The organism is Bradyrhizobium sp. KZN70725, assembly GCF_055264925.1.
Map to the genome: position 1 here is coordinate 111,069 of NZ_JBUYWT010000004.1, position 14,213 is coordinate 125,281.

Sequence of the window (14,213 nt, forward strand, 5' to 3'; positions counted from 1 at the left end):
GACTTGCGGAAGATCAGGGCCTGTCCGGTTCGGCGGCTGCTGAATCCCATTGATTCCACTCATGAATCGATGATCTCACCAATCCGATTGACTCCGCGGGCCCTGTTAGCTTTATATTAGAACATATCATGAACAAATGAGCCAGTCCCTGGTTCTCTGTTCAGACCAGTGACGGCCTCAAATTTTGGTTGGAAGGAGCGGCGCATATGCCGGAGCGCGATCAGCAAAAGTGGTCGCCGGTTTTGCGTCCGATCGCGCTCCTCTTTTTTAAGAAAGGCGCATGATCTTGTCGCCAAACCGCTCACACTTTGGCGGATCATGCGCCGCCGCACGCATAGGTACGCTTGCGTCTCTGCGCGGCAGCATCGCGCGTATCGAGGCGTCATCGGATGCGGCGATGCCGAACCGCGTCGCGCTCGGCCATGCCGGCGCGGATGCGATGCTGCGCGGCGGGCTTGCGCCGGCGGCATTGCACGAGGTGTTCGCGGCCGGCCATCAAGGCGGCGCGGCGACCGGCTTCATTGCGGGGCTCGCCGGACGGCTGTCGGCACGCAAGCCGCTGGTCTGGGTGCGGCAGGATTTTTCCGATCGCGAAAACGGCGCGCTATCGATGCGCGGGCTTGCCGGGCTCGGCCTCGATCCGCGCCTCTTGGTCACGGTGCGCGCTGCCGATGTCGATAGCGGCCTGCGCGCCGCGGCCGACGCGCTCGCCTGCGATGCGCTCGGCGCGGTCGTGCTCGAGGTCTGGGGCCAGGCGCGCCAGCTCGATCTCGTCGCCAGCCGCAAATTGACCCTGGCCGCGCAGGCCTCCGGCGTCACCGCGCTGGTGCTGCGGATCGCGGCAACCCCGATCCCCTCGACCGCGGAGACGCGCTGGATCGTGCGCGCGGCGCATTCGCCGCCGGGCAATGCCGCGAGCGTGTGGGGCGCGCCGCGCTTCGAGGCCGAACTCGTGCGCAATCGTCATGGCCCTGTCGGGCGATGGATCATGGAATGGAAATGTGATGAGTGCCAATTCAGTGAACCGTCGGCGTATCCTCAGCCTGTGGCTGCCACGCCTGCCCATCGACCGCATCAAGCGCATGCTCGCGCAGGACATCGCCTCGCAAGCTGATGCACGGGAGGTGGCAGGGCTCCCTCTCCCGCAAGCGGGAGAGGCGAAGAAAGCAGAACTCCCCAGCGTCGTCGTCGCAAAAGACCACAACGCCATCCTGCTGCACGCGATCGACGAGGCCGCGGTGCGCGCCGGGCTGTCGATCGGGCTGCCGCTCGCCAATGCGCGGGCGATCTGTCCGGAGCTCACGGTCTATGATGCCGATCCCGCCGCCGATCTGAAGACGCTGAACGACATCGCCGGCTGGTGCGACCGCTTCACGCCGCTGGTCGCGCTCGATCTGCCTTACGGTCTGTTTCTCGACATCACCGGCTGCGCGCATCTGTTCGGCAGCGAGCGAGCGCTGCTGCAGACCGTGACGGGGGCGCTGAGCCGGCGCGGCTTTGCCGTTAGCGCGGCCATTGCCGGCACCTCGATCGCGGCGCGTACGCTGACGCGCACCGCCTCGGGCAAGATTGTCGCCGATGGCGAGGAGGCGGCGGCGGTCGGCCCGCTGCCGGTGTCGGCGCTCGGTGCCGATGCCGCTGTCACCACCGGCCTGCGCCGCGCCGGCTTGAAGACCATCGGCGATGTCGCCTCGCGCGCGCCGCATGAAATCTCGGCGCGGTTCGGTGCGGCCTTCACCACCTTGCTCAGCCACGCGCTCGGGCAGGGCGATGCCCCGATCAGCCCGCGCAAGCCGCTGCCCGATTACATCGTCGAGAAGCGTTTCCCCGAGCCGATCGCGACCGACACCGTGATCGCGCTGACGCTCTCAAGCCTTGCCAAGATGCTGGTTGCGGCGATGGACAAGCAGGGCAAAGGTGCGCGGCAGCTGGAAGCGAGCTTCTTCCGCACCGACGGTGCGGTGCGCGCGATCATGGTCGAGACCGGGCGTCCGGTGACGCGGCCCGAGATGATCGATCGCCTGTTCCGCGAGCGGCTCGATGCGCTGAATGATCCGCTCGATCCCGGCTTCGGCTTTGATCTCATTCGCCTCGCCGCAGGGCGTACCGAGATCGTGGTACAGCAGCAGCGCGATCTCGACGCCACCATACACGACAATGACGAGCTCTCGGCGCTGATCGACCGCATCGCCGCCCGCATCGGCGGAAAACGCGTCGTCGTGCATCTGCCGCTGGAGAGCCACATCCCCGAACGATCGGCGCTCGCGCTGCCGGCGCAGCATCATCTGGCCGCGGCCAGCGCCGCCGCCTGGCCGGAGCACGTTGCGAGCGAACCACCGCTGCGTCCCTTGCGGCTATTCGAGCAGCCCGAACCGATCAAGGTGCCGTTCGCGACCGTGCCCGACGGTCCGCCGCATCAATTCACCTGGCGGCGCGCGCAGCACGAGGTGGTGCGGGTCGAGGGCCCCGAGCGCATCGCGATGGAATGGTGGAAGCAGGACGGCGCGTCGCTGACGCGCGATTATTTCCGCGTCGAGGATGCCGAAGGCCAGCGCTTCTGGATCTTTCGCGACGGTCTCTACGAGAGCGAGCTGCGCGACGAGGAGGGCAAGCCCGTTCCGGCCAACTGGTATGTGCATGGGCTGTTCGCATGAGCGCACCTCCACCTGATTATGCCGAGATCGGCATCACCAGCAATTTCTCCTTCCTGCGCGGCGGTTCCGATCCGCGCGCCTATGTGCATCAGGCGAGCGAACTCGGGATTCCCGTGATCGGGCTCGCCGATCACAACACGCTGGCCGGCGTGGTGCGCGCCTGGAAGGAGCTCGACAGCGAGAAGGTTGCCCATCCGCCAAAGCTTTTGATCGGCGCCCGCATCGTCTTCATCGACTCTACGCCCGACATCCTGGTCTATCCGCGCGATCGCGCCGCCTATGGCCGGCTGTGCCAGCTCCTGACCCGCGGCAAGCGCGGCGACGACATCGTGCGGATCGAGAAAGGCGAGTGCCATCTGAAGCTCGCCGACCTCCTCGACTTCGTCGAGGGGCAGCTCCTGGTGCTGGCGCTGCCGCATCGCTTTGAGGAGGCAGGCACGCTCGATCTGCTTGCAAAGCTGAAGGCAAGCGCCGCCGACGGCGTCTGGCTCGCCGCAAGCCTGCTCTATCGCGGCGACGACAGGCGCCGCCTCGCGCGGCTGCATGGCCTCGCCACCGACGCCGGTGTGCCGCTCATCGCCACCAACGAGGTGCTCTATCACCATCCGGCGCGCCGCCCGCTGCAGGACGTGCTGACCTGCATCCGCGAAAAGACCACGATCGAGGCGGTCGGCCGCAGGCTCGAGGCCAATGCCGAGCGGCATCTCAAGCCGGCGCATGAAATGATCAGGCTGTTTCGCGATCTGCCGGACGCGATCGCGGAAACCATGCGCTTTGCTGCACGCATCTCTTTCTCGCTCGACCAGCTCAAATATCAGTATCCCGACGAGCCGGTGCCGCCGGGCAAGACCGCGCAGCAGCATCTGGAAGATTTGACCTGGGCCGGTGTCGACAAATATTTCGGCGGCGAGATCGACGAAAAGCTTCGCACCACCCTGAACAAGGAGCTCGCGCTGATCGCCGAGCTGAAATACGCGCATTACTTCCTCACCGTGCACGACATCGTGCACTATGCGCGCAGCCAGAACATCCTGTGCCAGGGACGCGGCTCGGCAGCCAATTCCGCGGTCTGCTTCGTGCTTGGCGTCACCTCGGTCGATCCGACCAAGGTCGATCTGTTGTTCGAGCGCTTCATCTCCAAGGAGCGGCTGGAGCCGCCCGACATCGACGTCGATTTCGAGCATTCGCGGCGCGAGGAGGTGATGCAATATGTCTACCGCCGCTACGGCCGCCACCGCGCCGCGATCATCGCCACCGTGATCCATTATCGCCCGCGCAGCGCGATCCGTGACGTCGGCAAGGCGCTCGGGCTGACCGAGGACGTCACCGCGGCGCTCGCCGACACCGTGTGGGGCAGCTGGGGCAAGGGCCTCAACGACATGCAGGTGCGACAGGCCGGGCTCGATCCCAAAAATGCGATGATCAACCTCGCGGTCGAGCTCGCCACCGAGCTGATCGAGTTTCCGCGTCATCTCTCGCAGCATGTCGGCGGCTATGTACTGACCCAGGACCGGCTCGACACCTATGTGCCGATCGGCAACGCCGCGATGGACGACCGCACTTTCATCGAATGGGACAAGGACGACGTCGACGCCCTTAGCATGATGAAGGTCGACGTGCTGGCGCTGGGCATGCTGACCTGCATCCGCAAATGTTTTGACCTGATCGCCGACCACAAGGGCGAGCACTGGGAGCTAGCTTCGGTCCCGCAGGACGACAAGAAAGTTTACGACATGCTGTGTCGCGGCGAGTCGCTCGGCGTGTTCCAGGTCGAGAGTCGGGCGCAAATGAACATGCTGCCGCGGCTGAAGCCGCGCACCTTCTACGATCTCGTCATCGAGGTCGCGATCGTGCGCCCCGGTCCGATCCAGGGCGACATGGTGCATCCTTATCTGCGGCGGCGTAACAAGCAGGAGCAGGTGACTTATCCATCGCCGGCGCCCGACCAGGGCGACAAGGACGAACTCTACAACGTGCTGCACAAGACGCTCGGCGTGCCGCTGTTCCAGGAGCAGGCGATGCGGATCGCGATCGAGGCGGCCCATTTCACCTCTGAGGAAGCCAATGGCCTGCGCCGCTCGATGGCGACCTTCCGCAATCTCGGCACCATCGGCAGCTACGAGGAGAAGCTGGTCGGCAACATGGTGGCGCGCGGCTACGATCCGGATTTCGCCCGCAGCTGCTTCGACCAGATCAAGGGCTTTGGCAGTTACGGCTTCCCGGAAAGCCATGCCGCGAGCTTTGCCCAACTCGTCTACATCTCCTCATGGCTGAAGCACCATCATCCGGATGCGTTCTGCTGCGGCCTGCTCAACTCGCAGCCGATGGGCTTCTATGCCCCGGCCCAGATCGTCGGCGACGCCCGCAAGAACGGCGTCACGGTGCGCGAAGTCGATGTCTCCCATAGCTTTGCGCAGAACACGCTCGAGGAGAAGGTCGGCGATCATTGCGCGGTGCGGCTCGGCTTTCGCCAGATCGACGGATTTCACTGGCTGGATGAGGACGAGGAGAGGCTGAAACAGCTTCAACTGTCATTCCGGGATGGTGCGCTAGCACCAGACCCGGAATCTCGAGATTCCGGGTTCTCGCTTCGCGATCCCCGGAATGACGGTGTTGAGACAGACTGGGCCGACCGCATCGTTGCCGCGCGCAACCGCCGGCCGTTCACCTCGCTGGAAGACTTCGCGCGCGACACCGGCCTGCCCAAGCGCGCGCTGATCCTGCTCGCCGACGCCGATGCGTTCCGCTCGCTCGGGCTCGACCGCCGCGAGGCGCTGTGGGCGGTGCGCCGGCTGCCCGACGACGTGCCGCTGCCGTTGTTCGAGGCCGCCACCGCACGCGAGCAGCCGGATGAGGGCGCCAAGCCGCTGCCGGAGATGCCGCGTCCGGAGCAGGTGGTCGCCGACTATCAGACCATCCGCCTCTCGCTGAAGGGCCATCCGATGGAGTTTTTGCGCGACACCTTTACGAAGGAGCGCGTCGTCGCCTGTCACACCATCAACCGGAGCAACGACCGCCGCCGCGTCCGCTGTGCCGGCGTCGTGCTGGTGCGGCAGCGGCCGGGCAGCGCCAAGGGCGTCGTGTTCATGACACTGGAGGACGAGACCGGCATCGCCAACATCGTGGTGTGGCCGAAGGTGATGGAGCAGTACCGCAAGGAGGTGATGGGCGCGCGCCTGATCCTGGTCGAGGGCTATATCCAGAGCAGCCCGGAGGGCGTGACGCATCTGGTGGCGCAGCGCATGACCGATCGCTCCCACGATCTGATCGGCCTCGCCAACGAATCCTTGAGCCGCAAGCATCCGGTGCCGGCGGGCCCCGCGCTGATCGAGCCGCTCAACGACGACCGCCGCGATCACGGCGACAACTCGCCGCAAAAGATCCGCCACCCACGCAACGTCCGCATCCTGCCGCCGTCCCGCGATTTTCATTGAACCGCGTGCGACGGCTCTCTCACCGTCACCCTGAGGACACCTGTGGTCCTACCCCCGAGCTTTCTACCCATTCCTCGGGGCCCATGGGTGCGATCGGCACCCGGCTTTCCCTGCGCCCTCTGTTCAAAAGAGAGGGCGGAACGAGATGCAAAGCTCGGACAAAACATGTCGTGAGAACGCGGAAGCATGACTCACATACCGCGCCACACACTCATCGTCGTCCCGGCGAAGGCCGGGACCCACAACCACCGTTGCAAATGGTTACGCTCTGCTGGAACGACGAGTGCCATCCACAACATCCGCTGCGGCGTATGGGTCCCGGCCTTCGCCGGGACGACGCCTGGGACTTAACCACCGAAGCAAATTGCTATGCACTCTTCCAACGGCGAGTCCCGCCTACAACATTCGCCGCGGCGTATGGGTTCTCCGAGTTCATGCGGCGCGAACGCGCCATTGTCCATCCAACCAGTTCATCGACTGATGTCGCGCGAATGCGAACGTGTAGCCTACACGCCAATGCTGACACGTAGCTTACAGCTGGTCCCTGTCGGGCGGGTCTCACCGTCGCATCGATGGCGGATGACTTCCTCAGCCGCTGCATGCTACTCCACCGCGGCGCCGACCGGCGGTCCGCCCGGCGGGCGGTGCAGGAAGGTGATCGATGCGTAGGCGCCGACCCACGAGCCGAGGGCGGCGAAGGCGACGTAGAGCCAGTTTTCGGTGTAGCTGATCACCGCATAGGAGGAGAGCACATACCAGACGCTGCTCCAGGTCGCCGCCGGCACGCCCTTGCGCGCCACGACCGCCGAGGTGAACATGACATAGACCGCGTCGGTCGCTGCGGTCGCGAGGAAGACAGCGCCGGCGGTGAGAGGATCGATGGCAGCCATTGCAACTCCTGTGTGGGTCGGGCAGAGCTGGATATAAGCAGGGCCGGAAATGATTGTTGGGATCGGGCACCGCCTTTTTGTCATCATGCTCGGGCATAGGATAATCGCAAACGGGTATGCGCATGCAGGACATTCGTGAAATCCTTTCCGATGTCTGGACCGGCGCCGGCGGCGCGCCGGCCGCGCTCGATGCGGTCACATTGACCGGCAGCGAGCCGCAGCTGCCGTCGTCGTTTCGGGTCGCAGCCGCAGCGCAGGCGCCGATCGCAGCAGCCGGCCTCGCCGCGGCCGAGATCTGGAAGGCCCGCAGCGGCGAGCAGCAGGACGTCGCGGTCGACATCCGCCATGCCGTCGTCGAATGCCGCAGCGAGCGCTATTTGCGCGTCGACGACAAGCCGCCGCCGCCGGCCTGGGACAAGATCGCCGGCGTCTATCGTGTCAAAGACAACCGCTTTGTCCGCCTGCACACCAATTTCCCGCATCATCGCGACGCCGTCTGCAAGGTGCTCGGCTGCAACGCCGAGCGTGACGAGGTCCAGGCCGCGCTGCTGCAATGGGACGGCGAGGCGTTCGAGACCGCGGCCTACGCCGCCGGCGGCGTCGTCGCCTTGATGCGCTCGCACGACGAGTGGTCGGCGACGACGCATGCCAAAGAACTGGCAAAACTGCCGCTGATCTCGATCGAGAAGATCGGCGAGGCCGCACCGAAGCCGTGGCCCGCGGGCAACCGGCCGCTGGCCGGCATCCGTGTGCTCGATCTGTCGCGCGTAATCGCCGGTCCCGTCGCCGGCCGCACGCTCGCGGCGCATGGCGCCGACGTACTCCTGATCTCCGGTCCCGATCTGCCGGCGATCCCCTGGCTCACCATCGACACCGGCCGCGGCAAGCTCACGAGCTTCCTCGAACTGCGGAGCGAGGAGGGGCGGGGTGTGATGCAGGGGCTGTTGGCGCAGGCCGATATTCTCTCGCAGGGCTATCGGCCGCAGGCGATCGCGCGGCTCGGCTTCTCGCCGGAGGAAGCGGCGCGGATCAATCCCGGGATCGTCTATGTGACACTGTCGGCCAACGGCCATGCCGGCCCGTGGGCCGGGCGCCGCGGCTTCGACTCGCTGGTGCAGACCACGACCGGCTTCAATCATGCCGAAGGACAGGCGGCCGGCACAGATGGGCCGAAGGAATTGCCGGCCCAGATGCTCGACCACGCCACCGGATATTTCATGGCGTTCGGTGCCATGATGGCGAAGGCCCGCCAGGCCCGCGAAGGCGGCAGCTGGCACGTCCGGGTATCGCTGGCGCAGACCGGACGCTGGCTGTGGAATCTCGGCCGCCTCGAAGGAGGCCTTGCGACCGAGGACCTGAAGGCGGATGCGGTGCAGCCCTTCATCGAACGGCTGCGGTCAGGCTTTGGCACGCTGAGCTCGGTCCGGCATGCCGCCGTGCTGTCCAGGACCCCGGCCCATTGGTCCCGTCCGGCCATGCCGCTCGGCAGCCACCCTCCGGAGTTTCCTGCCCCGGAGTTTCCCGGATGAGACATTCAGCTGCCGTTCAGGCTATGCAAACTTTAACGACAGGCGTCGCCGAATGGCGATTTTTAGGTTGTTTGATACGCCAATTCAGCACTATTAGCGCACCGCTGGGGCCGTCCCGCCGGATGCTGCAACGATCGACCCCGCGGACCGCATGGTGAAAGAGTTTACCAAGAGAATGCAGAGCTTTAGCCGTCCGCGCCTGGTCGTGGCCGCGGCGCTGCTGGCGGTTGCCTGCGCGGGTGCCTATGGCTACACGCGTTTCGGCTCGGAAAAGCAGACATCTTCGGAAGTCTCCAGCCAGTCCCGCAAGGGCGGCGCGCGCTATGCGCCGTCGGCGGCCGAGTGGGCCAGCCTGACCTTCCAGACCGTGAGCGAGCACACTTTCCGCTCCGAGCTGGTGACCGAGGGCAAGATCGGCATCGATGAGGACCGCTCCACCCCGGTCTATTCGCCCTATACCGGGCGTGTCACCCGCCTCATGGTGCGGCCGGGCGATGCCGTTGTGAAGGGCCAGCCGCTGTTCGTGATCGAGGCGGCCGACACCGTGCAGGCGCAGAACGATTACATCGCGGCGATGACCGGCCTCAACAAGGCGCAGTCGGCGCTCGACCTGGCGCAGATCCAGGAGAAGCGCGCCAAGGATCTGTCCGAGGGCAAGGCGATCCCGCTGAAGGATTATCAGCAGGCCCAGACCGCGCTGGTGCAAGCGCAGAACGATGCGCGCTCGGCGCAGACGCTTTTGGAAGCGGCGCAGAACAAGCTGCACATTCTCGGCTTCGGCGACGACGACATCACGACGCTGCGGCAGAAGGGCCGCCTCAATCCGGAGACGACGGTGTTCGCGCCGATCGGCGGCACCGTGGTCCAGCGCAAGGCCGGTCCCGGCCAGTATGTCTCGACCGGTGCCAGCGACCCGGTCTACGTGATCGGCGATCTGTCGACGGTCTGGCTGATCGCCTTCGTCCGCGAATCCGACGCAGACAATGTCGCGGTCGGCCAGGACCTCACCTTCAGCGTGATGGCGCTGCCGGGCAAGACGCTGAACGCCCGGGTCAACTATGTCGCCGCGGCGATCGACGCGACCTCGCGCCGGCTCCTGGTTCGCGCCACCATCGACAACGCCGACAAGCGGCTGAAGCCCGAGATGTTCGCCAATGTGACGCTGTATTCGAAGGGCGATCACCCGGCAGTCGGCGTGCCGAAGCAGGCGCTGATCTACGAGGGCGACCAGGTTCGGCTCTGGGTCGCGAGGGCCGACGACAAGACCATCGAGCTGCGTCAGATCAAGCCCGGCCTCATCAATGGCGACCTCGTCGAGGTGGCCGGCAACCTCAAGCCGGGCGAGCAGATCGTGACGAAGGGAAGCCTCTTCATCGACCGCGCCGCATCAGGCACCTAAGCGCATGATCCGGAAAAGTGGGAAGCGGTTTTCCCTCGCGACAAACGCGCAACGCGTTTGCGCGGAGATCACGCTCAATAAGAAAATTCCCTTCCAGTTGAAAGCGCCGATCTGAATGGATCGCCTCGTCGCCCTTGCCGTCAATCGCCGCTACTTGATGGTGGCCATGTTTGTGGCCGTCTTGATCGGCGGCCTGCTCGCGTTCAAGCAGCTCAACATCGAGGCCTATCCCGATCCGACCCCGCCGATGGTCGATATCGTGACGCAGAGCCCGGGCCTCTCGGCCGAGGAGATCGAACGCTACATCACGATCCCGATCGAGACCCAGGTCGCCGGCATCAAGAACCTCAAGACCATCCGTACCATCTCGCTGTACGGCCTTTCCGACGTCAAGCTGCAGTTCTCCTTCGACTACACCTATGACGAGGCGCTGCAACAGGTGCTCAACCGCCTGTCGCAGCTCGCGCCGCTGCCGGGCAACGTGCTGCCCGGCATCTCGCCGCTCAGCCCGATCGGCGAAATCTTCCGCTACCGCCTGAAGGGACCGCCTAACTACAGCGTGCTCGACCTCAAGACGCTGCAGGACTGGGTGCTGCAGCGCCGCTTCCGCGCGGTGCCCGGCGTGATCGACGTCACCGGCTGGGGCGGCAAGACCAAGACCTACGAGATCCAGGTCGACTTCAACAAGCTGGTCGCCAACGGACTGACGCTGCCGCAGGTGCTGCAGGCGGTGTCCAACGCAAACATCAATGTCGGTGGCAACACCGTGAACATCGGTTCGCAATCGGCCGTGGTGCGCGGCGTCGGCCTGATCCGCTCGATCGACGACCTCGCCAACACCATGGTCTCGCAGTCCGGCGGCAATCCGGTGCTGGTGCGCGACATCGCCCATGTCACGATCGGCGAGAAGCCGCGGCTCGGCATCGCCGGCCTCGACAATGACGACGACATCGTGCAGGGCATCGTCCTGATGCGCCGCGGCGAGCAGAGCTCGCCGACGATTACCCGCGTCGAGCAGCTGGTCCACGACATCAACCATTCCTCGATCCTGCCGCCCGGCGTGAAGATCGAGCGGATCTACGACCGCAAGGACCTGATCGAGCTCACCACCCACACCGTGCTGCACAACATGGTGGTCGGCATCCTCCTGATCGTGCTGTGGCAGTGGATATTCCTCGGCGACCTCCGCAGCGCGCTGATCGTCGGTGCGACGATCCCGTTCGCGCTGTTCTTCGCCGTGATCATCCTGGTGCTGCGCGGCGAATCCGCCAATCTGCTGTCGGTCGGCGCGATCGATTTCGGCCTGATCGTCGATGCCACCGTGATCATGGTGGAGGCGATCTTCCGCCGGCTGTCGCAGACCACCGCGCTGTCGGAACACGAGCGAAGCCACATCTCCGAGGACACGGTGATGGGGATGAAGAGCCACGCGATCCTGTCGGCGGCCGCCGATGTGTCGCGCTCGATCTTCTTTGCCGCGGCGATCATCATCGCGGCGTTCCTGCCGCTGTTCACGCTGTCCGGCGTCGAAGGCAACATCTTCGGCCCGATGGCGCGCACCTATGCTTACGCGCTGGCCGGCGGGCTGCTGGCGACGTTCACGGTCACTCCGGCGTTCAGCGCGATCATCCTGCCGGCGCATATCCACGAGACCGAGACCTGGATCGTCAAGAAGCTCGACGCGATCTACCTGCCGGTGCTGAACTGGGCGATCGCCAACCGCAAGCTGGTGATGGCCGGCGCGGCCGGCCTCGTGGTCATGACCATCATCTTCGCGCGCTTCCTCGGCCTCGAATTCCTGCCCAAGCTGGAAGAGGGCAATCTGTGGATCCGCGCCACGCTGCCGCCGACGATCTCGCTGCAGGAGGGCAATGCCTATGTCAACGAGATGCGGAAGCTGATCCGCAGCCGTCCCGAGGTGGTATCGGTGGTGTCGCAGCACGGCCGTCCCGACGACGGCACCGATGCGGCCGGCCTGTTCAACGCCGAATTCTTCGCGCCGCTGAAGCCGGCCAGCGAATGGCCAAATACTCACGACAAGGACGTGCTGACTGCGCAATTGCTGGCGCAGTTGCAGGAGAAATTCCCGGGCGTCGAATTCAATTTCTCGCAGTATCTGCAGGACAACGTGTCGGAAGCGGTGTCCGGCGTGAAGGGCGAGAACTCGATCAAGCTCTACGGCAATGATCTGCAGGCGCTGACCGACACCGCCAACAAGATCAAGTCGGTGCTGTCGACGGTGCAGGGCGTCACCGATCTTGCGGTGTTCACCTCGCTCGGCCAGCCGACCATCCAGATCGACGTCGATCGCGCGCGCGCCGCGCGCTATGGCCTGTCGCCGGGCGACATCAACGCCACGATCCGGGTTGCGGTCGGCGGCGACAGCGCCGGCGACCTCTATGAGCCCGGCAGCGACCGGCACTTTCCGATTATCGTCCGCCTTGCGCCGGAATATCGCAAGAGCGCGGAGGCGATCCAGAACTTGCGGATCGGGGTGGCCAACGCCAACGGCGGCATCACGCAGATACCGCTCTCCGAAGTGGCCTCGATCAACCTGATCTCCGGCGCGGCCTATATCTACCGCGAGCAGCAGGAGCGCTATTTGCCGATCAAGTTCTCGGTCCGCGAGCGTGACCTCGGCAGCGCGATCCGGGAGGCGCAGCAGAAGATCGACGAGCAGGTGCAGCTGCCGCCGGGATCGCGTGTCGAGTGGGTCGGCGAGTTCGGCAATCTGCAGGACGCGATCAGGCGGCTGTCGATCGTGGTGCCGATCAGCCTCGCGCTGATCGCGGTGCTGTTGTTCTTCAATTTCGGCTCGATGGTCGACACCATGCTCGCGATGAGCGTGATCCCGATGGCGATCTTTGGCGGCGTGCTCGGGCTGCTGATCTCGGGGATTCCGTTCAGCGTGTCGGCGGCGATCGGCTTTATCGCGCTGTTCGGCATCGCGGTGATGGACGGCATCATCATCCTGTCGCAGTTCAACCAGCTGATCGACGAAGGCTACGACCGGATGCGCGCGGTGATCCGCACCGGCGAGCTGCAGTTGCGTCCGGTGCTGATGACCTGCGTGGTGGCGGGCGTCGGCCTGTTGCCGGCGGCGATTTCGGAAGGCATCGGCTCGCAGGTGCAGAAGCCGCTCGCTATCGTCGTCGTCACCGGCATGATGCTGGCGCCGCTGGTGATCCTGATCACGCTGCCGGTCTTGATCTCCTACTTCTCGCGCCGGCCGAAGGACGGCCTCAGGTGAAGCCGTAGAGCCGCGCCGGATTGTCGACCAGGATCGCCTTGCGGACCGCGGCGTCCGGCGCCCAGACCGGAAGCTGGTTGAGGAGGCGGCCGTCGTCGATCTGAAACAGCGGCGTCACGTCGGTGACCTTCTTGCCTTGCGGCGTCACCGAATCCGGGTGCGGCCAGTCGGTGCCCCAGACGATGCGCTCGGCATTGGCCGCGATCAGCGCCTGCGCCAGCGGCGTGGCGTCGGCATAATCGGGCGCGAGCTTGGAGGCGCGGTAGGCGCCGGAAATCTTGACATAGGCCTTGCCGGACTTGACCAGCGCGAGCAGGTCGGCAAATCCCGGCTGGCCTGTGCCGAGGGCGGCTTCGGCGCCGCCGAAATGGTCGAACACGACCGGCACCGGCGCTGTAGCGACGAGGTCCTTGATCGCGGAGATCATGGCGAGGCTGGTGAACAGCTGCACATGCCAGCCGCGCGCCTTCATCCGCTCGATCGCGGCCGAGAAGCGCTGCCGGCCGACATTGGGATCGTTGACGCCGCCGGTCGCGAGGTTGAGGCGGATGCCGCGGAAGCCGGCCTTGTTCATGGCATCGAGATCGCTCTCGCTGGTCTTGTCGTCGATCACGGCGACGCCGCGCGCGGTCGGCCCGCGGGCCGTGATGCCGAACAGGGTCGACGAATTGTCGGGGCCATAGACGCTCGGCGTCACGATCACCACGCGCTCGACATGGAGCGCCTTGTGCAGCGCGCTCATCTCCTCCGGCGAGGCCGGTTCCGGCGTGTAGACGCGGCCGGCGAAGAACGGGAATTTCTCGGGGTCGCCATGGATGTGGGTGTGGCAGTCGCATGCCCCGGCAGGCACGTCGAAGTTCACCGCGGTCGATGGTTGCGCTGCCTTGGAAAATGCGTTGCTGCTGGTCATGGTCACTCCGGCTGCGATGGAAACCTGCATCATATCGCGTCGCGTCAGCATTGGACGTCTCCCTGCGTGCTCGGCTGTTATGCGCGTCATACGCGCGCCGGCATTATGGGTTGCCGGCGGGGGCGGAGGTTATCGGCGGAGAGAGCG

The 14,213-nt window shown here is 65.4% G+C and carries 8 protein-coding genes; 6 read left to right on the plus strand and 2 right to left on the minus strand.

The annotated features are described in order from the left end of the window. Nucleotides 1–280: 280 nt before the first annotated feature. From ACZBJS_RS05390 to ACZBJS_RS05400, 3 genes are read left to right on the plus strand one after another with little or no spacing between them, the layout of a single operon-like run. Complete coding sequence (locus ACZBJS_RS05390; RefSeq protein WP_463438476.1) at nt 281–1,114, plus strand: ImuA family protein; 834 nt, start codon at nt 281–283, stop codon at nt 1,112–1,114. Further along, on the plus strand, nt 1,005–2,654 hold the full coding sequence (locus tag ACZBJS_RS05395; RefSeq protein ID WP_463438477.1) for a Y-family DNA polymerase: 1,650 nt from the start codon (nt 1,005–1,007) through the stop codon (nt 2,652–2,654). Before ACZBJS_RS05390 ends, ACZBJS_RS05395 begins: the two co-directional genes overlap by 110 nt. Further along, complete coding sequence (locus ACZBJS_RS05400; protein WP_316394599.1) at nt 2,651–6,088, plus strand: error-prone DNA polymerase; 3,438 nt, start codon at nt 2,651–2,653, stop codon at nt 6,086–6,088. The genes ACZBJS_RS05395 and ACZBJS_RS05400 overlap by 4 nt, the downstream gene beginning before the upstream one ends. Before the next feature lie 602 nt (nt 6,089–6,690). On the opposite strand, the gene ACZBJS_RS05405 is transcribed toward ACZBJS_RS05400, so the two are convergent. Beyond that, a complete protein-coding gene (locus ACZBJS_RS05405) occupies nt 6,691–6,978 on the minus strand; it encodes a hypothetical protein (protein WP_463438478.1) in 288 nt (95 codons plus the stop codon). A 122-nt stretch (nt 6,979–7,100) separates the two neighbouring features. On the opposite strand from ACZBJS_RS05405, the gene ACZBJS_RS05410 reads away from it, so the two are divergent. The 3 genes from ACZBJS_RS05410 to ACZBJS_RS05420 all read left to right on the plus strand — a co-directional run bounded on the left by ACZBJS_RS05410 (nt 7,101) and on the right by ACZBJS_RS05420 (nt 13,156). Then, nucleotides 7,101–8,507 carry a CoA transferase gene (locus ACZBJS_RS05410; RefSeq protein ID WP_463438479.1) on the plus strand — a complete coding sequence of 469 codons (1,407 nt, stop codon included), beginning with the start codon at nt 7,101–7,103 and terminating at the stop codon, nt 8,505–8,507. Between the two features lie 151 nt (nt 8,508–8,658). Further along, nucleotides 8,659–9,906, plus strand: coding sequence for an efflux RND transporter periplasmic adaptor subunit (locus ACZBJS_RS05415; RefSeq protein ID WP_057015665.1), 1,248 nt, complete (start codon nt 8,659–8,661; stop codon nt 9,904–9,906). A gap of 115 nt (nt 9,907–10,021) precedes the next feature. After that, on the plus strand, nt 10,022–13,156 hold the full coding sequence (locus ACZBJS_RS05420) for an efflux RND transporter permease subunit (RefSeq protein WP_463438480.1): 3,135 nt from the start codon (nt 10,022–10,024) through the stop codon (nt 13,154–13,156). On the opposite strand, the gene ACZBJS_RS05425 is transcribed toward ACZBJS_RS05420, so the two are convergent. Next, nucleotides 13,149–14,117, minus strand: coding sequence for an amidohydrolase family protein (locus ACZBJS_RS05425; RefSeq protein ID WP_463438481.1), 969 nt, complete (start codon nt 14,115–14,117; stop codon nt 13,149–13,151). The genes ACZBJS_RS05420 and ACZBJS_RS05425 overlap by 8 nt on opposite strands. Nucleotides 14,118–14,213: the final 96 nt, after the last annotated feature.